Annotated in this window: 20 protein-coding genes; 9 read left to right on the top strand and 11 right to left on the bottom strand. The window is 32.8% G+C overall.

Features of this window, described 5'->3' with window-relative positions; all coding sequences use genetic code 11:
- Positions 1 to 161: 161 nt before the first annotated feature.
- From rny to BUE22_RS16345, 3 genes are all read right to left on the bottom strand, one after another.
- Complete coding sequence (rny, locus tag BUE22_RS16335) at positions 162 to 1,724, bottom strand: ribonuclease Y (RefSeq protein WP_042567289.1); 1,563 nt, start codon at positions 1,722 to 1,724, stop codon at positions 162 to 164.
- Positions 1,725 to 1,932: 208 nt separating this feature from the next.
- The gene (locus tag BUE22_RS16340; protein WP_041516860.1) at positions 1,933 to 2,226 is read right to left on the bottom strand and encodes a cell division protein ZapA; all 294 of its coding nucleotides are present in this window, start codon (positions 2,224 to 2,226) and stop codon (positions 1,933 to 1,935) included.
- A 6-nt stretch (positions 2,227 to 2,232) separates the two neighbouring features.
- Positions 2,233 to 2,523, bottom strand: coding sequence for a hypothetical protein (locus tag BUE22_RS16345; RefSeq protein WP_042567290.1), 291 nt, complete (start codon positions 2,521 to 2,523; stop codon positions 2,233 to 2,235).
- 179 nt (positions 2,524 to 2,702) lie between these two features.
- On the opposite strand from BUE22_RS16345, the gene BUE22_RS16350 reads away from it, so the two are divergent.
- The 4 genes from BUE22_RS16350 (at position 2,703) to BUE22_RS16365 (ending at position 8,097) form a co-directional block, all read left to right on the top strand.
- Positions 2,703 to 4,388 (top strand): M23 family metallopeptidase, encoded by a 1,686-nt coding sequence (locus tag BUE22_RS16350; protein WP_073396765.1) that lies wholly within the window; start codon positions 2,703 to 2,705, stop codon positions 4,386 to 4,388.
- An 11-nt stretch (positions 4,389 to 4,399) separates the two neighbouring features.
- On the top strand, positions 4,400 to 6,859 hold the full coding sequence (locus BUE22_RS16355) for a TonB-dependent receptor (RefSeq protein WP_073396504.1): 2,460 nt from the start codon (positions 4,400 to 4,402) through the stop codon (positions 6,857 to 6,859).
- A 104-nt stretch (positions 6,860 to 6,963) separates the two neighbouring features.
- On the top strand, positions 6,964 to 7,266 hold the full coding sequence (locus tag BUE22_RS16360; RefSeq protein ID WP_073396514.1) for a DUF1493 family protein: 303 nt from the start codon (positions 6,964 to 6,966) through the stop codon (positions 7,264 to 7,266).
- 105 nt (positions 7,267 to 7,371) lie between these two features.
- The gene (locus BUE22_RS16365) at positions 7,372 to 8,097 is read left to right on the top strand and encodes a hypothetical protein (RefSeq protein WP_073396517.1); all 726 of its coding nucleotides are present in this window, start codon (positions 7,372 to 7,374) and stop codon (positions 8,095 to 8,097) included.
- A 205-nt stretch (positions 8,098 to 8,302) separates the two neighbouring features.
- On the opposite strand, the gene BUE22_RS16370 is transcribed toward BUE22_RS16365, so the two are convergent.
- The 6 genes from BUE22_RS16370 to BUE22_RS16395 form a co-directional block, all read right to left on the bottom strand.
- On the bottom strand, positions 8,303 to 9,004 hold the full coding sequence (locus tag BUE22_RS16370; RefSeq protein WP_042567295.1) for a hypothetical protein: 702 nt from the start codon (positions 9,002 to 9,004) through the stop codon (positions 8,303 to 8,305).
- 137 nt (positions 9,005 to 9,141) lie between these two features.
- On the bottom strand, positions 9,142 to 10,971 hold the full coding sequence (locus BUE22_RS16375) for an ABC transporter ATP-binding protein (RefSeq protein ID WP_042567296.1): 1,830 nt from the start codon (positions 10,969 to 10,971) through the stop codon (positions 9,142 to 9,144).
- Positions 10,972 to 12,009, bottom strand: coding sequence for a PDDEXK nuclease domain-containing protein (locus BUE22_RS16380; RefSeq protein WP_073396520.1), 1,038 nt, complete (start codon positions 12,007 to 12,009; stop codon positions 10,972 to 10,974).
- A gap of 5 nt (positions 12,010 to 12,014) precedes the next feature.
- Complete coding sequence (locus BUE22_RS16385) at positions 12,015 to 13,742, bottom strand: phospho-sugar mutase (RefSeq protein WP_073396523.1); 1,728 nt, start codon at positions 13,740 to 13,742, stop codon at positions 12,015 to 12,017.
- Between the two features lie 154 nt (positions 13,743 to 13,896).
- Positions 13,897 to 14,844 carry a glycosyltransferase family 2 protein gene (locus BUE22_RS16390; protein WP_073396524.1) on the bottom strand — a complete coding sequence of 316 codons (948 nt, stop codon included), beginning with the start codon at positions 14,842 to 14,844 and terminating at the stop codon, positions 13,897 to 13,899.
- A gap of 7 nt (positions 14,845 to 14,851) precedes the next feature.
- Entirely contained in the window at positions 14,852 to 15,382 is a 531-nt protein-coding gene (locus tag BUE22_RS16395) for a DUF4199 domain-containing protein (RefSeq protein ID WP_073396525.1), read from the bottom strand.
- Positions 15,383 to 15,630: 248 nt separating this feature from the next.
- Between BUE22_RS16395 and BUE22_RS16400 the strand changes: the two genes are divergently transcribed.
- The 3 genes from BUE22_RS16400 (at position 15,631) to BUE22_RS16410 (ending at position 19,162) form a co-directional block, all read left to right on the top strand.
- The gene (locus tag BUE22_RS16400) at positions 15,631 to 15,885 is read left to right on the top strand and encodes a type B 50S ribosomal protein L31 (protein WP_029272307.1); all 255 of its coding nucleotides are present in this window, start codon (positions 15,631 to 15,633) and stop codon (positions 15,883 to 15,885) included.
- A 245-nt stretch (positions 15,886 to 16,130) separates the two neighbouring features.
- A complete protein-coding gene (locus tag BUE22_RS16405; RefSeq protein WP_073396527.1) occupies positions 16,131 to 17,306 on the top strand; it encodes a GlmU family protein in 1,176 nt (391 codons plus the stop codon).
- Positions 17,307 to 17,527: 221 nt separating this feature from the next.
- On the top strand, positions 17,528 to 19,162 hold the full coding sequence (locus tag BUE22_RS16410; RefSeq protein WP_073396530.1) for an ABC-F family ATP-binding cassette domain-containing protein: 1,635 nt from the start codon (positions 17,528 to 17,530) through the stop codon (positions 19,160 to 19,162).
- Between the two features lie 75 nt (positions 19,163 to 19,237).
- On the opposite strand, the gene BUE22_RS16415 is transcribed toward BUE22_RS16410, so the two are convergent.
- On the bottom strand, positions 19,238 to 19,540 hold the full coding sequence (locus BUE22_RS16415) for a GNAT family N-acetyltransferase (RefSeq protein WP_243396761.1): 303 nt from the start codon (positions 19,538 to 19,540) through the stop codon (positions 19,238 to 19,240).
- A 284-nt stretch (positions 19,541 to 19,824) separates the two neighbouring features.
- Between BUE22_RS16415 and BUE22_RS16420 the strand changes: the two genes are divergently transcribed.
- Positions 19,825 to 20,484, top strand: coding sequence for an alpha/beta hydrolase family protein (locus tag BUE22_RS16420; protein WP_073396773.1), 660 nt, complete (start codon positions 19,825 to 19,827; stop codon positions 20,482 to 20,484).
- A 281-nt stretch (positions 20,485 to 20,765) separates the two neighbouring features.
- Here the strand turns inward: BUE22_RS16420 and BUE22_RS16425 are convergent, their stop codons facing one another.
- Positions 20,766 to 21,281: a hypothetical protein gene (locus tag BUE22_RS16425; RefSeq protein WP_042567304.1), complete on the bottom strand. Its 516-nt coding sequence runs from the start codon at positions 21,279 to 21,281 to the stop codon at positions 20,766 to 20,768.
- Between the two features lie 166 nt (positions 21,282 to 21,447).
- Between BUE22_RS16425 and rpmH the strand changes: the two genes are divergently transcribed.
- A complete protein-coding gene (gene rpmH, locus BUE22_RS16430; RefSeq protein WP_008464848.1) occupies positions 21,448 to 21,609 on the top strand; it encodes a 50S ribosomal protein L34 in 162 nt (53 codons plus the stop codon).
- Positions 21,610 to 21,628: the final 19 nt, after the last annotated feature.

Genomic DNA, 21,628 nt, shown 5'->3' on the forward strand with positions numbered 1-21,628 from the left:
TATTTAAAAAACTTTGCGTTCTCCGTGGTTAATTTTTCTCTCTCTACAGGTTTTCGTGTTGATCTGTATTATAAAATATACACAACGTTAGAGATGATGTAGTGTAAAAACAAAAGGCTATCTGTTAAGATAGCCTTTTGTTTTTTATATTTAAGTTGAGATTATTTAGCAATATTAACTGCTCTAGTTTCTCTAATTACGGTCACTTTTACCTGACCTGGATAAGTCATTTCAGTTTGGATTTTTTGTGAAATTTCGAAAGATAAATTCGCTGCGTTATCATCAGAAACTTTTTCGCTTTCTACAATTACACGAAGTTCTCTACCAGCCTGGATTGCATAAGCATTTTTTACACCGCTAAATCCGTAAGCTACTTCTTCAAGATCTTTCAAACGTTGAATGTAAGAATCTAAAACCTGACGTCTTGCGCCTGGTCTTGCACCTGAAATAGCATCACAAACCTGAACTATTGGAGAAAGTAATGATTTCATTTCAATCTCGTCGTGGTGAGCTCCAATAGCGTTGCAAACTTCTTCTTTTTCACCGTATTTCTCAGCCCATTGCATACCTAATAAAGCGTGAGGTAAATCACTTTCAGTATCCGGAACTTTACCAATATCGTGAAGTAAACCAGCTCTTTTTGCCAGTTTTACATTTAAGCCTAATTCAGCCGCCATGATACCACAAAGTTTAGAAACTTCTCTTGAGTGTTGCAATAAGTTTTGTCCGTAAGATGAACGGTATTTCATTCTACCCACAACTTTAATTAATTCCGGGTGTAAACCGTGAATTCCTAAATCGATAACCGTACGTTTACCAACTTCGATAATTTCGTCGTCGATTTGTTTCGCTGTCTTAGCAACAACTTCTTCAATACGTGCCGGGTGAATACGTCCGTCAGTTACTAATTTGTGTAATGACAAACGAGCAATTTCTCTACGAACCGGATCAAAACAAGAAAGAATAATAGCTTCCGGTGTATCATCAACAATGATTTCAACTCCGGTTGCAGCTTCAAGCGCTCTAATGTTACGACCTTCACGGCCAATAATTCTACCTTTTACATCATCAGATTCAATGTTAAAAACAGAAACGCAATTTTCAACCGCTTCTTCTGTTCCAACTCTTTGAATAGTGTTGATGATGATTTTTTTAGCTTCTTGCTGAGCCGTAAGTTTTGCCTCTTCAATAGTTTCCTGAATATGAGACATTGCTTTACTTTTAGCTTCGGCTTTTAAACCTTCAACTAATTGTTCTTTTGCTTCGTCTGCAGAAAGTCCTGAAATTACTTCAAGCTGTTGTAACTGGCTTTTGTGTAATTTGTCTACTTCGGCTTGTTTTTTATCTAAAACTTCAATTTTATTAGTATATTCAAGCGTTTTAGCTTCAAAATCATCATTTACTTTTTTAGCTTTTGATAATTCATTTGAAACCTGAGATTCTTTGTCGCGAACTCTTTTTTCTACTTCGGCAACTTTTTTGTCTCTTGCCAAAATAACTTGTTCATGCTCTGATTTTAATTCGATAAATTTCTCTTTTGCCTGAAGAATTTTATCTTTTTTAATATTTTCAGCCTCTAAATTTGCATCTTTTAAAATGGAAGCTGCTTCTTTTTTAGCGTTTTTGATTAAGTTAGAAATATTGCTTTTTTCGATAATTTTAGCGATTGCAAAACCTGCTGCAATCCCTACAATACCTGAAATAATGATCGTTATGATGTCCATGTTTGTTAAAATTTATATATAAAAAAAGCCTACATTAATTGCTTGAATAAACTCGTAAAGACAAGTTTTGAGCTAACTCACTGTTCAAGTTTCCAAGCCGAAGCATGGCATACTATAGTAGCGACGATTTGCTCATTCTAATTTGTTAGTGTTGAGTTTACCAATTGTGAACTAATGTAGGCAGTATCTTAGTTTCTGTAAAGAACGTTTAATTTTCGAGATATTGATCTAAAAGCGAATTTAATCTTTTAATTCTTTCGATGGTTTCTTCTCCATCGATTGCGTTATCAATTTGTTTTTGTTCTACTTGTGAAGCAAACTGAAGGGCACACATGGCCAATACATCTTGCTTATCGCGAACTGCGTAACTTTCTTCGAATTGCTTTATCATAGCATCAATTTTTTTAGAAGCACTTCTAAGTCCTTCTTCCTGAGTGGGTTCTACCGTTAACGGGTAAACTCTGTCTGCGATTGATATTTTAATTCTAAGCTTTCCGTCCATGTTTTTCTAGTCAGATAATTGTGCTATACAGTGATCTATTTCGCGAATTAATGAATTTATTTTAAGCTTTGTCTCTCTCTTGTTATTGTCGCTGCCGAGCAACGAATTGGCTATTTTAAGTGTATCATACTGCTTCTTCAAAGCTTCCATTTCTTCAGATTGTTTCTGGATGATTTGCGCAGCTTTGGCTAGTTGTAATCGTAATTCCTGATTGTTTTTCTCCAACCCCTTTGATTTCTCAAAAAGCTTTTCGACCTTATATTCAAGAGTATCAATTATTTCGGCAATTACACTCATTATAAATCCTATTCATTACTTAATCATACAAAGTTAGTATTCCTTTTTATTAATGCAATTTTTTATCGATTTTTTTGCATTAAAAATAGGCAAATAAATGAATTTCAGCGAATTGTATTTTTGTAGCCAAATCCTCGGTTTTTGCTGGTTAATTTTTTATCTTAGCAAAAATGTTGCTTATGAGATTTTCACTATTTACCTTATTTTTTTGTAATTTATTTTTTGCCCAAAACCAATACCCAAAAGATTATTTCAGCCCTCCCTTAGATATTCCGATGCAGCTTTCGGGGAATTTTGGAGAGTTGCGACCTAATCATTTTCATGCTGGTTTTGACTTAAAAACAAATCAAAGAGAAGGTTTAAATGTGTATGCTGTTGCTGATGGATATGTTTCGAGAATCAAAATTTCGACTTTTGGAAATGGAAAATGCATTTATATTACACACCCAAACGGGTACACTTCTGTTTACGGACATTTGCAAACTCCCGTTGGCGCTATTCAGGATTATGTTTTAAAAACACATTACAAAGAAAAAGCTTTTGAAATTGAAATGTTTCTAAAACCGGATGAACTGCCGGTTACAAAAGGGCAAATAATTGGGCTTTCCGGAAATACCGGATCGTCAGAAGGTCCGCATCTACATTTTGAATTTCGCGATTCTAAAACCGAATTTGTAATCAATCCAATGTTTTTTGGCTTTGATAAAAATCTAAAAGACACTAAAAAACCTACTATTTCAAATGTGCTCGTTTATCCCCTTGACGGAACAACGGCAAATCAGTCAAAATTGCCTTTGCTATTAAATCTTTCGCTTCAAAAAGATGGAACTTATCTGGCTAACAAAGTAAAAGCAAACGGTAAAATTGGTTTCGGAATCACGGCTGTAGATTTTGATGATGTTTCGGGAAATAGAAATGGCGTTTATAATGTTTCGACTTTTTTCAACGGAAATCAAAATTATAATTATCAATTCAATACGTATTCGTTTGATGAAATGCGCTATATAAACGCGTTGGTTGATTATCCGAGATATAAAAAATCCGGACAAAGAGTGCAGAAGTTATTCATGAAAACACCTTTTGCCCTGAGTATTATTAAAACAGATTCGCTTCGCGGAATAGTGCCGGTTGAACCTAATGTGGCGTCGACTTATCGTATTGAGGTTTCTGATTATTTTGGGAATTTAAATTCAGTAAATGTTCCCATCGAATATGATTCGGCTACACCAATTGTCAATGCAGAACCTGTTACTTCAAAATATTTTGTAAAATATAACAGGGATACCAATTTCGAAAAAGATAATATGTCGGTATTTTTTCCGGCAGGAACTTTCTATGATGATTTTAATATGAATTTTGATGTAAAAAATAACAAAATTTATATTCATGAAGATGTAATTCCTGTACATTCAAATTTTACTATTACTATTAAAGACAGCACTTATTCTGAAACTTTAAGAGATAAACTGTACATAGGAAAAAATAACAGTTATAACGGAACAATTAGAAAAGGGAATGTTTTTACCGCTAAAGCAAAAATTTTAGGGCAATATGGTTTGGTACTCGATACCATTGCGCCTGTTATTAAAATAGCAAAACCAATTCAGGATAAATGGATTAGCGATATGAAATCGATTCAGTTTACAATTGGCGACAGTTTATCCGGAATTAAATCGTACAACGGTTATTTAAACGGAAATTGGGTTTTGTTTGAATATGATAATAAGACCAGAAAAATTACGCATAAGTTTGATGCTGATAGCCTTGTTGCAGAAGGTGCAAACGATTTAAAAATTGAAGTGGTTGATAATGTAGGTAATTCTGCTATCTTTGAAACTCACTTTTTTAGAAGTCAACAAAAATAAAACCAAAACGTTTGAACCAGAGTAAATTAATATTCGTTTTCCTTTTTTTATGCATTGGTTATGTTTCATTTGCTCAAAATGCTCATGTAAAAGGAATTATTTTAGATAGTGAAAAACGTCCCGTTTCTGATGTGAATATTGTCACTTCAGGAAGTTCTTCTAAAACCGATTCCAATGGTTTTTTTGAAATAGAAATTCCCTCGAATAAAAAAACATCCCTGATTTTCACACATATTTCCTTAAAAATGATGAGTCTTACGGTGAATTTAAAACCGAATGAGATTTTCGTTTTCAATCCGGTTATGAGTAATTCGGCAGAACAAATGGGAGAAGTTTTTGTTTCTTCGAATAATAAAAAGCGCGTTCAGGGAATTACGGTTATTGATGCCGCAACGATCAAGAAAATTCCAGGAGCAAATGCCGGAATCGAAAATGTATTAAAAACTTTACCGGGTGTAAATTCAAATAACGAATTGAGTTCGCAATATGCCGTTCGAGGTGGAAATTATGATGAAAACTTAGTTTATGTAAACGAGATCGAAGTCTATCGTCCATTTTTAATTCGTTCGGGACAGCAAGAAGGTTTGAGTTTTACCAATACAGATTTAGTTCAGAACGTAGATTTTTCTGCCGGTGGTTTTCAGGCAAAATTTGGCGATAAATTATCTTCCGTTTTAGATATTACGTATCGAAAGCCAACCGAATTTGGCGCAGCTTTAGAAGCCAGTTTCCTTGGCGGTAGTATTGCTGTTGATGCTGTCTCTAAAAATAAAAAATGGTCTGCCGTAACAGGGGTTCGTTATCGAAACAATAGTTTACTTGTAAATAGTCAGGATACACAAACCAATTATACGCCAACTTTTGTTGATGTTCAGACGAATGTCAATTATGATATTTCTGAAAAATGGCAAATGAGTTTTTTAGGAAATATTTCGCGAAATAAATATTTATATCAGCCTTTAACCCGCGAAACTAAATTTGGAACTGTAGATCAGCCTATGGCTTTAGCGGTTTATTATGAAGGTCAGGAAAAAGATCAATACGATACTTATTTTGGCGCTTTAAAAACTACTTATAAAGTCTCGCCAGGTTTTACCTTAAAATTGATAGGTTCAATATTTCACACAACAGAACAGGAACATTTTGATATTTTGGCACAATATCGTTTAGGAAATGTAAATCCCGACGGAGAAACCGATATCGACAATGTTGATTTCACACGCGGAATTGGTTCTCAACTCAATCACGCGCGAAATGATCTTGATGCTTTAATTGCAAATGCAGAAATTAAAGGTTTTAAGGAATGGAGTAATAGTCAGTTAGAATTTGGTTTGAAATATACCAGAGAATCCATTCGTGATAGAATAGTAGAGTGGGAGATGATTGATTCTGCAGGATTTTCAATCAATCCGCCAATTATTCCAATAAATAATCAACCATACGAACCTTACACCGGGCCATTATTGCCTTATCAGGATGTTCGTGCGACTAATTTTAATACAATAAACAGGTATTCTGGTTACGCACAATATAACAATCAATCGGAGATTGGTTCAAGCCAAATTTGGTATAATGTTGGGGCACGTTTCCAGAGTTGGGATGTTTCCGGTGCTGCAATCGTAGGAAAAAATCAAATTGTTTTTAGTCCGCGAGCGCAATTTGCTTTAAAACCAGATTGGGATATGGATATGGTTTTCAGACTTTCGGGAGGATTGTATCATCAACCACCATTTTATAGAGAACTTCGTGATTTAAATGGTGTTGTAAATCCAAATGTAAAAGCGCAGGAATCTGTACATATTGTTTTGAGCAACGATTATAATTTTAAAATGTGGAGTCGCCCGTTTAAATGGGTTACTGAAATCTACTATAAATCACTTTCAGATGTAAATGTGTATTCAATAGATAATGTTCGAATTCGCTATATCGCCAACAATAATGCAAAAGCGTATGCGCAAGGTTTAGATTTTAGATTAAACGGAGAATTTGTTCCCGGAACAGAATCGTGGATTAGTTTTGGGTATTTAAAAACCGAAGAGAACTACGAAAACAAAGGGTATATCGCCCGACCAACAGATCAGCGTTTAAAATTCGCCATGTTGTTTCAGGATTATATGCCAAATATTCCGAGTGTAAAATTATATTTGAATTTGGTATATAATACAGGTTTACCAGGCGGTTCACCATCATATTCAGATCCGTATTTATATCAAAACCGATTAAATGACTACCGCAGAGCCGATGTTGGTTTTGCAAAGGTTTTTGTAGATAGTAATACACAAAGTTCCAAAACAGGCTGGATAAAAAACTTTAAAGAATTGTCTCTTGGTTTAGAAATCTTCAATCTTTTCAATAATCAAAATGCCATAACAAACACCTGGGTTCGCGATGTATATTCTAAAAATCAATATGCGATTCCAAATTACATGACTTCACGCGTTTTTAATGTGAAGCTGAATGCGAGGTTGTAACTAGTATTATTGCATTTTTGTAGATTTATCTCACGTCTTTATTGTAAGAATTAACTTTTTTATGCGTTTTATTTAGAGGAAGGTGGTAATTAAATTTAAACGAGATGGATAATTCTAAATTTTATAAGTTTTTAAAAGAAGAAACTGGAAAGTTTTTTGATGATGCATCACCCAACTGTTATATTGAAAAAGATTTAGAAATCTATGGAGATGAAGCGGAAGATTTTTTGATGAAGTTTTCAAGTGAGTTTAATGTAGATATAACTTCTTTTAATTTTGGAGAGCATTTCAATTCTGAAATAGATACAATTAGTTTGTGGATTTATAGTTTGTTTAATAAGGAAAAGAAAAAAGATTTGACAATAAACGATCTGAAAAAATCTTTAATCACTGGTAAGTTGGAATAAGATCTAATTTGATATACATACAATATACTACTTCACTAAACCTCAATAAAAATAAATAATACAATCAAAAATACTATATTTGATATTCCAATATAATTAGCATACATGAAAAACTATTTAAAATATATCGCCTTAGTAATCATCGGAACAGTAGTGAGTTGTAGAGATGAAGTGCAGAAGCAACCAAAAGTAATTTATGATGCTTCAAATAAAGCAAAAGTAGTAGCCAAGACAGATTCAACACAAATTGAAGTGGCTGATTTGCCTATTCAGATGGAAGGAACAAATTATTTAATTCATCCGGTTGGAGATTTACGCGTTTATGAAAGAGGTACAAAATCACGTTACGGATCATCTAGTGTAAACGATTTGAGTTTTACGATTTCTAATTTAGGTGAATATGAAATTACAGGATTTTTACAAAACCTGAAATTTCAAAAAACAGATTCAGATTCCATAAGACCTTTGTCTGATAAACCAGTTTTGATCTTAACAGCTACGTATTTAAAACCTGTTGCTGATAAAACGAAGAATCAAATAATGGTTTACACTCTTGCTGACGCTGATACCAATAAAGATGGTAAAATTGATTCGGGAGATATTAAAACATTATACTTAAGCAATATTAGCGGAGAACATTTTACCAAAATTTCTGAAGATTTTCAGGAATTAGTAGACTGGAGTTTAATTGAATCTAAAAGCCGTTTGTATTTTAGAACAATCGAAGATACCAACCAAAACGGACAATTTGATAAAAACGATGTTTTGCATTATAACTACATTGATTTAGCTTCTAAAAAATGGGAGGTTAAAAACTACAAACCGATTTAAGGTTCTGAGATACTAAGATTCTAAGGGGCTAAGGTTTTTAAATACTTTACACAAAAAAACCATTTAAAAATTAACTGAAATAATTTTTAAATGGTTTTTTGTTATCATCAAATAAAAAGAACTCTTTTGATTTTTCTATGTACATAAAGCACGAAAAAAACTCACCACCTTAGAATCTTAGAACCTTAGCCACTTAAAAAAAAATCTAAATCAAAATATCGCTTTCTAAATCTGATTTTTCTATTTCGAAATCAAAACCAAGTCTTTCTACCAATTCAATTACCAGTTTTTTGTACCAGTTTTCAGACTTTGGATGAATGTAGATTTTTTCAATTAACTGATTGATATCTACATTGATTTTTAACCCGTCGTTTAATTTAATGGTACTTTTTGAAGTATCAGTTAAAATGCGGACTTCGCGCTCGTATTGAAAACTTTTTCGTTTAAATAAAAACGGAAAGAACAAATCATCAAACGGAATATATTCCTTTCTGTAATCGATATAATTGACTTCACCAATATATTGATCAAAGTTATTTTCTGGTTTTACCGCTTTTTGCAATCTGCCAATTGTTGACTGAATGGCTAATCCTTCGCTGTTTTGAGTGAAAATCTGCCACATCGCAAACGATTCGTATTCGTTGATGTGCCAGCTGCTCACAGCTACTTTTTCGCGATGTGTTTTGTAGTAATTTAAAAAGTCAGGATTATCAATGGCTAGCTTTTTTATCTCTTCAAAAGTAGGTTCGCTGAAAGTTCCTTCATACTGATCTTCGAATTTATCAGAGCGAGACATGAATAATTTTTTAGACAATAATAAATCTAAAAATTTAGACAAATCAAGGTATTTCCAAACAATAGTATCCGGATCTTCAGGCAACTTTATATTTGGATTATTCAGGTACATTTCTTTAATATTTAGAGGATTATACTCAAAAAAAATGCCACAGATTACACAGATTTTAAAAGATTTTATTTCATTATTATAAAAAAGAATCCGTGTTAATCTGTGTAATCGTGGCTAAGCTAAAATATATCTTTTAATTACGATTCAAAAGACTGCATTGTAACCAATTTGTTATAAGTTCCGTTATGGGCAATTAGTTGGTCATGAGTTCCTTGTTCTACTATTTTTCCTTTTTGCATTACAACGATCAAATCCGCTTTTTGAATTGTCGAAAGTCGGTGCGCAATAACAATCGAAGTTCTGTTTTGCATCATATTTTCAAGAGCAACCTGAACAAATTTTTCACTTTCAGTATCCAGTGCTGATGTAGCTTCATCCAAAATCATAATTGGAGGATTTTTCAATACCGCACGCGCAATCGATAAACGTTGTTTTTGTCCGCCGGAAAGTTTATTTCCGCTATCACCAATATTGGTATAGATTCCTAAAGGTAATTCTTGTACAAATTCAAAAGCATTAGCGATTTTCAACGCTTCAATAATTTCATCATCTGTAGCATCTAATTTTCCTAGGGAAATATTTGCTTTTATAGTATCATTAAACAAAATGCTGTCTTGTGTTACCAATCCCATTAAACTACGAAGTGATTGCAAATTCATGTCTTTAATGTTGATTCCATCAATAGAAATAACACCGTCATTAACATCGTAAAAACGCGTTAATAAATTAGCAATTGTACTTTTTCCACTTCCCGATTGTCCAACAAGGGCAACGGTTTGTCCTTTTTTAATTTCAAGAGAAAAATCTTTTAAAACCGTTTCTTCTTCGTATTTAAAATTAATGTTTTGAACCGTTATATTGTTATCAAAAGATGTTTTTTCGATTGCATCAGGTTTAGAAGTAATTGGGTTTTCCTGATCCAAAATTTCTAAAACACGATCTGCTGCTGCATTTCCTCTTTTAACTCCGTAAGAAGCCTTTGAGATTGCCTTTGCAGGTGTAAGGATGTTATAAGCTAATCCCATGTAGGCTATAAACGAGGCACTTTGCAGTGTTTTGTCAATCAAAACCATTTGTCCGCCATACCATAGCAAGATGGCAATTACAGTAATTCCCATAAATTCGCTCGCAGGGGAGGCAAGGTTTTGGCGATTACCAATGTTGTTTGATAAGTTGAAAAAACGTTCTGTAGAATTTTGAAAAACAGTATTGAAATAGTTTTCAGAATTATATCCTTTTACGACTTTCAATCCTCCAATAGTTTCTTCAATTGTTGATAAAAAAGTACCTTGTTCCTGTTGTGCTTTGGTAGATTGTTTTTTTAACTGTTTTCCAATTAATGAAATAATATATCCGGATACGGGAATAAAAATAAATACAAACAAGGTAAGTTTAGCACTAATAATTAGCATTGCAATTATTGTAAAAATGATTGTCAAAGGTTCTTTTACAATAAGTTCTAATATCGCTAAAAACGAAGTTTGAACCTCGTTTACGTCAGCCGAAATTCTGGAAATAACGTCTCCTTTTCTTTTTTCAGAATAAAAAGCCAACGGTAATTCAAGTGTTTTTTTATACATTGCATTTCGCATATCTCTCAGAACACCATTTCGTAAAAAAGTGATAAAAAACATTGCCAGATAATCGGCCAGATTTTTTAGTAAGAATATAGAAATAATAATCGCAACCATTATAGATAAAACGTAACCCGGCTCATGCGTGCCTTTTGTTGTTGTAATATAATAGCTTAAATAATCTTCACCATATTTCTGAATTTCTAGAATTCCTTGATATTCAGGTTTTACCGTAATTTGTTTGTTTTTGTCAAAAAGTACCTGAAGCATCGGTATTAAGGCAACAAAAGAAAGTGTGCTAAAAAGCGCATATAAAACATTGAAAAAGATGTTTAAGAAAGCGTATTTTTTATATGGATATATAAAAGGAACTATTTTTTTGAAATTACTCATTTATTTATAGATGTTATTTTCGGCTATTGCAATTGCTTTTTCCAGTTTTTCCAGCAATAATTTTTTTTCTGGTAGTTGGGTTAAATATGCTGATACTTTTATTTGTTCGTCATTATCCAGCATTAAATAATTTATTTGTTCTGGAGATTTTTCACTGCACAAAATTAATCCAATTGGTTTGTTTTCGCCTTCTTTTTGTTCATTTTTCTCAAGCCAACGCAAATATAATTCCATTTGGCCTTTATAACCGGCTTTAAACTTCCCTAATTTCAAATCAATAGCAACTAACCGGCGCAAACCGCGATGGTAAAAAAGTAAGTCAATGTAAAAATCTTCGTCGTCGATTGTGATTCTTTTTTGGCGGGCAAGAAAAGCAAATTCGCTTCCCATTTCGGTAATGAAATTTTGCAATTGTGCCAAAATAGAACTTTCAAGATCTTTTTCAGAATAACTATCGTGAAGTCCTAAAAAGTCCAAAAAATAAGGATCTCTAAAGGTTAGATCCGGACTAATTTGTTTTTCTGATTTTAAAAGTGCTAAGTCGTTGATGATGGTTTCCTCAGGCTTTTTACTAATAGCAGTTCTTTCAAAAAGCATACTGTCAATTCGTTCCTGTAAAGTTCTTACGCTCCATCTTTCATGAACGCTCATCTGAATGTAAAACTCTCTTTTAATATTGTTTTCAATATAAATTAAAGTTCTGATATGGGACCAACTCAATTTTGCACACACTGTGTGCAAAATTGTAAAGTCCTCAATTGTAGAGTTTAACTTGACAAAGCTTTGTAAGTTTCGTTTGTTAAAGCCTATTCCGTATTTGTCAGTTAAAGCAATGCTTAATGCTGGAATTATCTTTTTGCCATAATCTGCACGATCATTTTTTAGAATTTCTTCGTTGATCGTTTTTCCAATATTCCAATATAATAAAGTTAATTCCTGATTAACCGTTTTGGCAACAAAATGACGAGTCTGATCTATTAATCCGATAATTGAATTTAATAGTTCCGGCTGATTATTTATATCAGGTTTGTCACTCATTATTGTTACTTCAATTGCATTCCTGCAATGATATTTTGTATTTTCTGGTCTAAGAAACTTTCTGCGGCATCAAAATCGGCAACTGATTCTAATTCAGCATTAACGCTGATATAGAATTTAATTTTTGGTTCAGTACCACTTGGTCTTGCGCAAATTTTAGAACCGTCTTCGGTATAATAAATCAATACGTTCGATTTCGGAATATCCATTGCAGATTCTTCGCCAGTCAATAAATTTAAGGCAATAGAGGATTGATAATCTTCAACCATAATTACGCGTTGTCCGTTGATTTCTTTTAATGGATTTTCACGTAAATCAATCATCATCTGATTAATTTCCTGTAAGCCTTCCATTCCTTTTTTCGTCAATGAAACCAAATATTCTTTATAGAAACCATTTTCAACGTAAAGCTGTAAAAGTTCTTTGTAAACAGTGCTTCCGGCAGCTTTGGCCTGAGCAGCAACCTCGCAGATCAATAAAGTAGCAGCAACTGCATCTTTATCACGAACGGCATCACCAACCATAAAACCAAAACTTTCTTCTCCACCGCCAATAAATTGAAGTTCAGGAAAATCTTTGATCATTTTGGCAATCCATTTAAAGCCTGTCAAACCAACTTTGCATTCTACACCATAACTTGTTGCCAGTTCCATCATCATCGGAGTGGAAACAATGGTAGAACCTACGAATTGTTTTCCGTTAATTTTGCCTGCTTTTTTCCATTGTTTCAATAAAAAAGAAGTCATCAAAATCATGGTTTGATTTCCGTTAAGCAAAATCATTTTACCATCATTGTTTCTAACAGCAACACCCAAACGGTCGCAATCAGGATCTGTACCAACAACAATATCTGAGTTTGTTTTGTCTGCCAAAGCCAAAGCCATTGTTAAAGCTTCCGGTTCTTCGGGATTTGGAGATTTAACTGTTGGAAAATCTCCATCAGGAATCGCTTGTTCAGGGACAATATGTACATTTTTGTAACCTGCCTGTGATAAAGTATCCGGAATAGATTTTATAGAAGTACCGTGTAGTGAAGTAAAAACAATATGCAAATTATCTTTGGTTTCAGCCGGAGTATCAAAACTTGCGTTTTCTATAGATGATTTAATAAAAGCCTTGTCGATTTCAGTATCGATATATTGAATCAGGCTTTCGTTTGCGTTAAATTTGATTTTGTCGTAATCTAAATTTTCGATTACATTGATGATTGCTGCATCTTCCGGCGGAACAATTTGTCCTCCATCTTGCCAATATACTTTGTAACCGTTGTATTCCGGCGGATTATGTGAGGCCGTAAGTACGATTCCGCATTGACAGCCTAAATACTTAAGCGCGAAAGATAATTCCGGAGTTGGACGTAAATCTGAAAACAAATAAACCTGAATTCCGTTTGCAGAGAAAACATCAGCCACAACCTTTGCCAAAGTGTTACTGTTATGACGGCAATCATAAGCGATAACTACTTTTAATGGTTGATTAGGAAAAACTTCATGCAGGTAATCTGAAAGACCCTGTGTGTTTTTACCAAGCGTATATTTGTTAATTCTATTGTTTCCAATACCCATAACACCACGCATTCCACCTGTACCAAATTCCAGGTTTTTATAAAAACTTTCTTCAAGTTCTTTTGGCGACGTTGTCATTAATTCCTTAACGGCCGCTTGTGTTTCATTGTCAAATGTAGGCGTCAGCCATTCGTTTACAGCATTTAAAATATTAGGTGCTATATTCATGTAAATGTGTTTTTAATGTTCTAATTAAAGATAATATTTTTTAAGGAATAATCCTGCTTTACAGTAATTATCAAAAAAATATTTTTATGTTCCTGTAAGAACGCAAAAGATGCTCCTGAATTATTCAGGAACATCATATTTTATCGTCTTTACTTTAAAAATTAACTTCTCGTGCTACTTTATAACGTGCTTCATTGCTTTTGGTACGCAATATAATTTCACCTAAAAACCCGGCTAAAAATAATTGTGTTCCTATAATCATTGATGTTATAGATAGATAAAAATGTGGTCTTTCGGTAATTAATCGGCTTGTTTTGTGGATAAATAATTTATCGATCCCTAAGTATAGAGCTAATAAAAAACCAATCAGAAACATTATCGATCCCAATAAACCAAATAAGTGCATTGGTCTTTTTCCAAATCTTGATAAAAACCAAATCGTAATCAAATCCAGAAAACCGTTGATAAAACGATCCATACCAAATTTTGTTTCGCCATATTTACGGGCCTGGTGAATCACAACTTTTTCTCCAATTTTATTAAAGCCGGCATTTTTTGCCAAAACCGGAATATAACGGTGCATTTCGCCCGAAACTTCGATATTTTTTACAACTGTATTTTTGTATGCTTTTAATCCGCAATTAAAATCATTTAACTCAACTCCGGAAGTTTTTCTGGCCGCCCAATTAAATAATTTTGAAGGTAAATTTTTCGCCACAACAGAATCATAACGTTTCTTTTTCCAACCTGATACCAAATCAAATTTTTCTTTGGTAATCATTTCAAATAATCCGGGAATCTCATCCGGACTATCTTGCAAATCGGCATCCATAGTAATAATTACGTCGCCTTTTGCTTTTGCAAAACCCGCATGCAGAGCTTGTGATTTTCCAAAATTCTTCATGAAACGAATCCCTTTTACATTGGGGTTTTCGTTAGAGAAACCTTCAATAATTTCCCAGGAATTATCTGTACTGCCATCATCTACAAAAATGATTTCATAAGAGTAATTGTTAGATTGCATCACTTTAATGATCCACGAATATAGTTCTTGTAGTGATTCCTCCTCGTTTAGAAGCGGTATAAGTATAGATAAATTCATTTATTTTTTATTCTTGTGTAGATTTGCTTTTAAAAAATGCTGCGAAAACTAATCCGAAAATAGCACAGATTACAATAGCGAAAACAGATCCTTTTACTAATTCTAAGGTAGAATAAGGATTTGTTATTTTCATTTTTGCAACAGTTTCATTAATTGTAGAAGCCGGAGTGCCAAATTTTTGTAGCATACCAACCGTATATTTAATCATAATTTCGCTTAAAGTGTCTTTTGCTCCCGGATCAATAACATTAAATAGGACAATGTTGAATAAAGTAGAGATTAGAATACCAATTACCGCTGCAATAAAGTAAGTGGTAAAGGCCTCTTTGAAAGGAAAAATCCCATTTAATTCTTTCTTGGTTTTAGAAAGCAAAATGATTGATATCGTTACGTTTATTACTAAACCAAGCAAGCCGAACCACCAGGAAACGAATAGATTCAAATCGACTGCATAAATGGTAGCAGTAATTAGGGCAGATGCAATTCCGATCATTACACCATATGTAATTCCATTCTTCTTTATAACTTCATTAATCATATTTATATATGTTTTAAAATTAATCCACAAATATAGTAATTCCGAATATAATCGCGGGGAAAAAAGCTTTTTGAATTTAAGTAAAAAAAAGTGGCGTAAAGATTTGTATATTAAAAAAGAATTGTAAATTTGCAAACTCAAAATAATTAAAAGTTTTTAAACAAAAAGAGTATTATTTGTTTACACCTTTTTCTAACCATGAAAAAGCTTCAAAATAAAAATGCTTTAAATAATAAATAAAAGAAAAGATGAAAAAAGGAATTCACCCAGAAAATTACAGATTAGTTGCATTTAAAGACATGTCAAACGACGAAGTTTTTATCACTAAATCTACTGCAGATACAAAAGAAACAATTGAAGTTGACGGAGTTGAGTATCCAGTTGTAAAAATGGAGATTTCTAGAACATCTCACCCTTTTTATACTGGTAAATCTAAACTTATCGATACTGCAGGACGTATTGATAAATTTAAAACTAAATACGCAAAACACGTTAAAAACTAATAACTGTTTTTATTTATACAAAAGCCTTCCAATTTGGAAGGCTTTTTTTATGCGGTTAATTATTAGCCACGAATTCACGAATTTTTCTTTTTTAGGATTAAACTCCAACCGTTTCAGTAATTAGGAATGTTTGTAACATGCTTTGTTTTTAATTTGTTTATAAAAAGGTCTTTAATCAAACTCATAAATATTTGTAACTTTGAATTCGGTAACCAAATCAATTTTAACAATATTAAATCTATTTTATGAACTACATTCTTTTTGACGGTCCCGTCCGGAATGCTTTATTACCTTTTACATTTACAAGGCCTGTTGCTGATATTTTAATCGGAATTATGACGATTCGTCAAAAATGGGAAACGCGTTTGGGGTCTACAATCACAACAATTACTGAAGAGTATTTGTCTGCAAAATTTCCGATGGTGGAAATGGAAGAGAACGTAATGATTAATGCAGCGTATTTACCAAATGATACGCTTGCTGAAATGGTTTCTGATTTAAAAGAAAATCAAGCTATTTTTAAGGGAGATGATGTAATTGCTTTTTTTACAAATGAAAATCAGGAAGAAGTTGATTTTGATTCGTATGAAATAATTCAATACAACGAGGATTGCATAACAGTAGAGCATACGTGGGATATTTTTTCTAAAAATGACGCTGCAATTCGTGTCGATTTTGATTACTTAACAGAAGATCGAAAATCACAACCAATTCCGAAAAGTGTAAATGTAATTTTGCCTGAAAATATTTTTATTGAAGAAGGAGCAAAGCTTGAGTTTGTAACGCTGAATGCTTCAGCCGGACCTATATATATAGGTAAGAACGCCGAAATTATGGAAGGAACCGTAATTCGTGGTCCTTTTGCTTTATGCGAAAATGCACAAGTGAAGTTAAATGCAAAAGTTTACGGAGCTACAACTGTTGGTCCGGGATCAAGAATTGGTGGTGAAGTTAAAAATTCTGTTCTTTTTGCCAATTCAAATAAAGGTCATGATGGATTTTTAGGTGATTCTGTTTTGGGTGAATGGTGTAATATTGGAGCGGATAGTAATAATTCAAACCTAAAAAATAATTACGAAGAGGTAAAATTATGGAGCTACGAAACAGAAGGTTTCGCTAAAACCGGGCTTCAGTTTTGTGGTTTAATGATGGGCGATCACAGTAAATGCGGCATCAATACAATGTTCAATACAGGAACGGTAGTAGGAGTTAGCGCGAATATTTTCGGAAGTGGTTTTCCTCGCAATTTTGTTCCGAGTTTTTCCTGGGGCGGAGCCGCAGGTTTTACCACGTATGTGACTAAAAAAGCTTTTGAAACGGCAAAATTAGTAATGAGCCGAAGAAACATAGAATTTGATGAAATTGAATCTTCAATTCTGGAGCACATTTTTGAAGAAACTAAAAAATGGAGAAAGGATTAATTATCTAATTAGTCAATGTGCCAATTAGATAATTGAAAATATTTGCTCCGCAAAGTTTATATGCTTTGCGGAGTTTTTTATGTTTAAAAAGCTTTTTGTCTTTAATGAGAATTATCTAATTATCTAATTGCCAAATTATCTAATTAAATCTATCTTTGCACCACGAAAAAAATGGGTTATCAAATAAACGATTAACCGATTAAACAAATTCACAAAAAGTAATGATTACAGTTAACGATATTTCGGTTCAGTTTGGTGGAACTACATTATTTAGCGATGTTTCTTTTGCTATAAATGAAAATGATAAAATTGCCCTTATGGGTAAAAATGGTGCGGGAAAATCGACACTTTTAAAAATAATTGCAGGTCAGAGTAAACCCTCAACCGGAAGTATTTCGACTCCAAAAGATGCTGTTGTGGCTTATTTGCCTCAGCATTTATTGACCAAAGATGGTTCGACTGTAATGGAAGAAGCATCAAAAGCTTTTGGTGAAATTTTTAAAATGAAAGCCGAAATTGATGAAATCAATGAGCAATTAACAGTTCGTACTGATTATGAAAGTGATGCTTATATGAAATTGATCGAAAGAGTTTCTGACTTAAGCGAGAAATTTTATGCGATTGAAGAAGTGAATTATGAAGCTGAAGTAGAGAAAATTTTAGTTGGTTTAGGTTTTGAACGTGAAGATTTTACACGTCAGACTTCTGAGTTTTCAGGAGGATGGAGAATGCGTATAGAATTGGCTAAAATTTTATTGCAAAAACCGGATTTAATTTTACTGGATGAGCCAACCAATCACATGGATATTGAAAGTATTCAGTGGCTTGAAGAATTTTTGATCAATTCAGCAAAGGCAGTTGTGGTAATTTCGCACGATAGAGCGTTTGTAGATAATATCACAAATCGTACTATTGAAGTAACAATGGGAAGAATCTACGATTACAAAGCAAAATATTCTCATTATTTAGAATTGAGAAAAGATCGTCGTATTCACCAACAAAAAGCATATGATGAGCAGCAAAGAATGATTGCTGATAACAGAGCTTTTATTGATCGTTTTAAAGGTACTTTCTCTAAAACAGATGCAGTGCAGTCTCGTGTTAAAATGCTTGAAAAACTTGTTATTGTTCAGGTTGATGAAGTAGATAATTCAGCATTAAAATTAAAATTTCCGCCGGCAGCACGTTCAGGGCAATATCCTGTTGTAGTAAAAGAATTGTCTAAAAAATACGGAGATCATGTAGTTTTTAAAGATGCCAATATTGTTATTGAAAGAGGAGAAAAAGTAGCTTTTGTTGGTAAAAATGGTGAAGGAAAATCGACCATGATCAAAGCGATCATGAAGGAAATAGGTATAGATGAAGGAAGTGTTGAAATTGGACACAATTCTCAAATTGGATATTTTGCTCAAAATCAGGCTTCTTTATTAGATGAAAATGCTACTATTTTTGAAACAATCGATGCAATTGCTGTTGGAGATATCAGAACACAGATTAAAAATATTCTTGGAGCATTTATGTTTCAGGGAGATGATATTACTAAGAAAGTAAAAGTGCTTTCAGGAGGAGAAAAAACACGTTTGGCAATGATAAAATTATTGTTGGAGCCAGTAAACTTGTTAATTCTGGATGAGCCTTCGAATCACTTAGATATGAAAACAAAAGATATTATTAAAGATGCATTGCGTGATTTTGACGGAACTTTAATTTTGGTTTCCCACGATCGTGATTTCCTTGACGGATTAGCGACGAAGGTATTTGAATTTGGAAATAAACGAGTTAAAGAACATTTTGAAGATGTGGCAGGATTCCTGGCTCATAAAAAAATGGATTCTATGAGAGAGATTGAAAAATAGAATTTTCAGTTTTATTATAAACAAAAAGCACAAGTTAATTCTTGTGCTTTTTGTTTTTTATGAAGAAATATAAAATTAAATTCTGATTCCCGGAGGAAGTAATTCTTTATACTTTGGATTTTTTTTGATGAACTGTACAATTTTTGGGTGAATAGGCATTAATTTAAATTTCTTTTCTACCACAATTTCCATGATGCTTTTAAGTACGGTGTCAATTAAAGCTTGGTTGTCAAACCCTTCGGGAGTATTGATTTTGGTTAAAAAAATTTTCTTTTCCTGAAACGAATATTCAACAGAAAGCAATCCTTCGGGGGTTATGGCTTCAAATTGTCTTGCAAAAGTGTTGTCTTTGATTTCCATAATGTCAATAGTTTCCATAATTAGTTGTTCTTGTAGGGTTAAAAAAATAATAGAAATGGTGGGCGCAAATAACTCATATAAAACTCCTTAAAAAGATATTTAACATGTGTTATTTAGATTACAAAGGTAATCATTTGATTCTCAATATTAAATTATTTTTTTGGAGATGCAGTTTTCTCAGGCTTTACTTACTTTTTGTAATTTAAATAAGTTTAATTTGTAATTATGGCGTAAGATTTGTTGTGCATATTGCTAAAAAAAGTAATTTTAGAATAAATTTAAAAGCTACAATTTCTGAACTAATGAGTAAAATTCCTGTCTATTTTATGCCTGGTTTGGCTGCAAGTTCGACTATTTTTGAAAGAATCAATTTAGATGAATCTGTTTTCGAAATGTGTTTATTGGAATGGGAAATTCCGCATCCAAAGGAATCCTTGTCTGATTATGCACTTCGAATTACAAAAAACATCAAACATGAAAATCCGGTTTTAATTGGAGTATCTTTTGGAGGGATTCTGGTTCAGGAAATGGCAAAACATATTGATGTCCTGAAGGTTATAATTATTTCGAGCGTTAGAAGCAATTTAGAATTTCCGAGAAGAATGAAAATTGGAAAAACGACAAAAGCCTACAAATTGATTCCGATGAAATTGATTCTGAATATCGAGAATCTGGCAAAATATTCCTTTGGCGAAAAAGTCAACAAACGAATAAAGTTGTACGAAAAATTTCTTGCCATGCGCGATATTCGGTATTTACAATGGGCAGTCGAAAATGTGATTTTATGGGATAGGAATCAAATTGATGAAAATATAATTCACATTCACGGCGATCAGGACGAAGTTTTTCCTATAAAATATATCAAAAGCTGCATTATCGTAAAAGGAGGAACTCATATCATGATTCTTAATAAATACAAATGGCTTAATGAGAATTTACCTTCGATAATATTGGAATCTTAAAATTCCAATTTTAAAAATTCCAAATTCCAACTGTTTCCGGTTTGATACCTTTGTCAAAGTTTAAAACTTTGACAAAGGTTAACGCGTAAAGATTATGCACAATCTTGTCATTTCGACCGAAGGGAGAAATCACAAACTAAACGTTACTCTTTCCATACAGAATAAAAATCTAAAATCTAAACTCAGAAATCTAAAACAAAAAAAATCCCAAACACCATTTAATTGGAATTTGGGATTTTTAATATTGTAATTTAAAAATGATATTGTAGTTTAAAGAAAATTTAAATTTTCTTCATTTGTTCTTTCATCATTGTGATTTGCTCTTTCAACATTCCTTGTTTGTCCAGTTTCTTAGCTTCGTTCAATAAATTAGTCGCTTCTAGCTTTCTTCTGCGTGACATGGCAACTCCGGCAAGGTTTAATTTTGCTACGGCTAAATCCATATCCATTGATAGTCCAAGTTCGATAGCTTTTTTGAAATGTTTCTCAGCCTGATTGATATTAGTTTGAGATAACATGATTCCGTGAAGGTAATTAAAATATCCTTGTTGTTTTCTAACCAATGCCGCTTCGGGATTTTTAATGTATGCCAGCCATTTTTTAGCCCCTTCAAAGTCTTGTTTTCTTAATTTAAGGAAGGCTAAAAGGATGAATTCGTTTTTAAAGTAAAGAAAAATTGGAATTGCAGTAAGTAAAATAAGGAAAATTCCATTTCCGATATTACTTTCTGTAAATTGCCAAATGCCAGCAACTACAAGAAGTCCGGCCAAAATAAGTTTAATATTTTTGTGAAACATAATAGATGTATATTTGTGATTGCAAATATAGTAAAATGAATTAAAAATATTTTTATTAAAGTACTTGCGGGAAAAAAAAGTCTTTGTATATTTGCACTCGGTTTTCGAATAACGATATTCAAAAACAGAAAAGAGATATTAGACACCATTTTAAAGATACAAAGCAATGAGCAAAAGAACATTTCAACCATCGAAAAGAAAAAGAAGAAATAAGCACGGATTTATGGACAGAATGGCTTCTGCGAATGGAAGAAAAGTTCTAGCGCGTAGAAGAGCAAAAGGAAGACATAAATTAACTGTTTCTAGCGAACCTAGACACAAAAAATAATGTTTCTATAAACATAAAT

Source organism: Flavobacterium pectinovorum (genome assembly GCF_900142715.1).
Classification (GTDB): Bacteria; Bacteroidota; Bacteroidia; order Flavobacteriales; family Flavobacteriaceae; genus Flavobacterium; species Flavobacterium pectinovorum.

Coding starts and splice junctions, on each gene's coding strand:
- BUE22_RS16410 (WP_073396530.1), top strand. CDS start 17,528: ATGATTACAGTTAACGATATTTCGGTTCAGTTTGGTGGAACTACATTA.
- BUE22_RS16395 (WP_073396525.1), bottom strand. CDS start 15,382: ATGATTAATGAAGTTATAAAGAAGAATGGAATTACATATGGTGTAATG.
- BUE22_RS16350 (WP_073396765.1), top strand. CDS start 2,703: ATGAGATTTTCACTATTTACCTTATTTTTTTGTAATTTATTTTTTGCC.
- BUE22_RS16365 (WP_073396517.1), top strand. CDS start 7,372: ATGAAAAACTATTTAAAATATATCGCCTTAGTAATCATCGGAACAGTA.
- BUE22_RS16380 (WP_073396520.1), bottom strand. CDS start 12,009: ATGAGTGACAAACCTGATATAAATAATCAGCCGGAACTATTAAATTCA.
- BUE22_RS16345 (WP_042567290.1), bottom strand. CDS start 2,523: ATGAGTGTAATTGCCGAAATAATTGATACTCTTGAATATAAGGTCGAA.
- BUE22_RS16425 (WP_042567304.1), bottom strand. CDS start 21,281: ATGTTTCACAAAAATATTAAACTTATTTTGGCCGGACTTCTTGTAGTT.
- rpmH (WP_008464848.1), top strand. CDS start 21,448: ATGAGCAAAAGAACATTTCAACCATCGAAAAGAAAAAGAAGAAATAAG.
- BUE22_RS16375 (WP_042567296.1), bottom strand. CDS start 10,971: ATGAGTAATTTCAAAAAAATAGTTCCTTTTATATATCCATATAAAAAA.
- BUE22_RS16420 (WP_073396773.1), top strand. CDS start 19,825: ATGAGTAAAATTCCTGTCTATTTTATGCCTGGTTTGGCTGCAAGTTCG.
- BUE22_RS16370 (WP_042567295.1), bottom strand. CDS start 9,004: ATGTACCTGAATAATCCAAATATAAAGTTGCCTGAAGATCCGGATACT.
- BUE22_RS16400 (WP_029272307.1), top strand. CDS start 15,631: ATGAAAAAAGGAATTCACCCAGAAAATTACAGATTAGTTGCATTTAAA.
- BUE22_RS16405 (WP_073396527.1), top strand. CDS start 16,131: ATGAACTACATTCTTTTTGACGGTCCCGTCCGGAATGCTTTATTACCT.
- BUE22_RS16340 (WP_041516860.1), bottom strand. CDS start 2,226: ATGGACGGAAAGCTTAGAATTAAAATATCAATCGCAGACAGAGTTTAC.
- BUE22_RS16360 (WP_073396514.1), top strand. CDS start 6,964: ATGGATAATTCTAAATTTTATAAGTTTTTAAAAGAAGAAACTGGAAAG.
- BUE22_RS16390 (WP_073396524.1), bottom strand. CDS start 14,844: ATGAATTTATCTATACTTATACCGCTTCTAAACGAGGAGGAATCACTA.
- BUE22_RS16415 (WP_243396761.1), bottom strand. CDS start 19,540: ATGGAAACTATTGACATTATGGAAATCAAAGACAACACTTTTGCAAGA.
- rny (WP_042567289.1), bottom strand. CDS start 1,724: ATGGACATCATAACGATCATTATTTCAGGTATTGTAGGGATTGCAGCA.
- BUE22_RS16385 (WP_073396523.1), bottom strand. CDS start 13,742: ATGAATATAGCACCTAATATTTTAAATGCTGTAAACGAATGGCTGACG.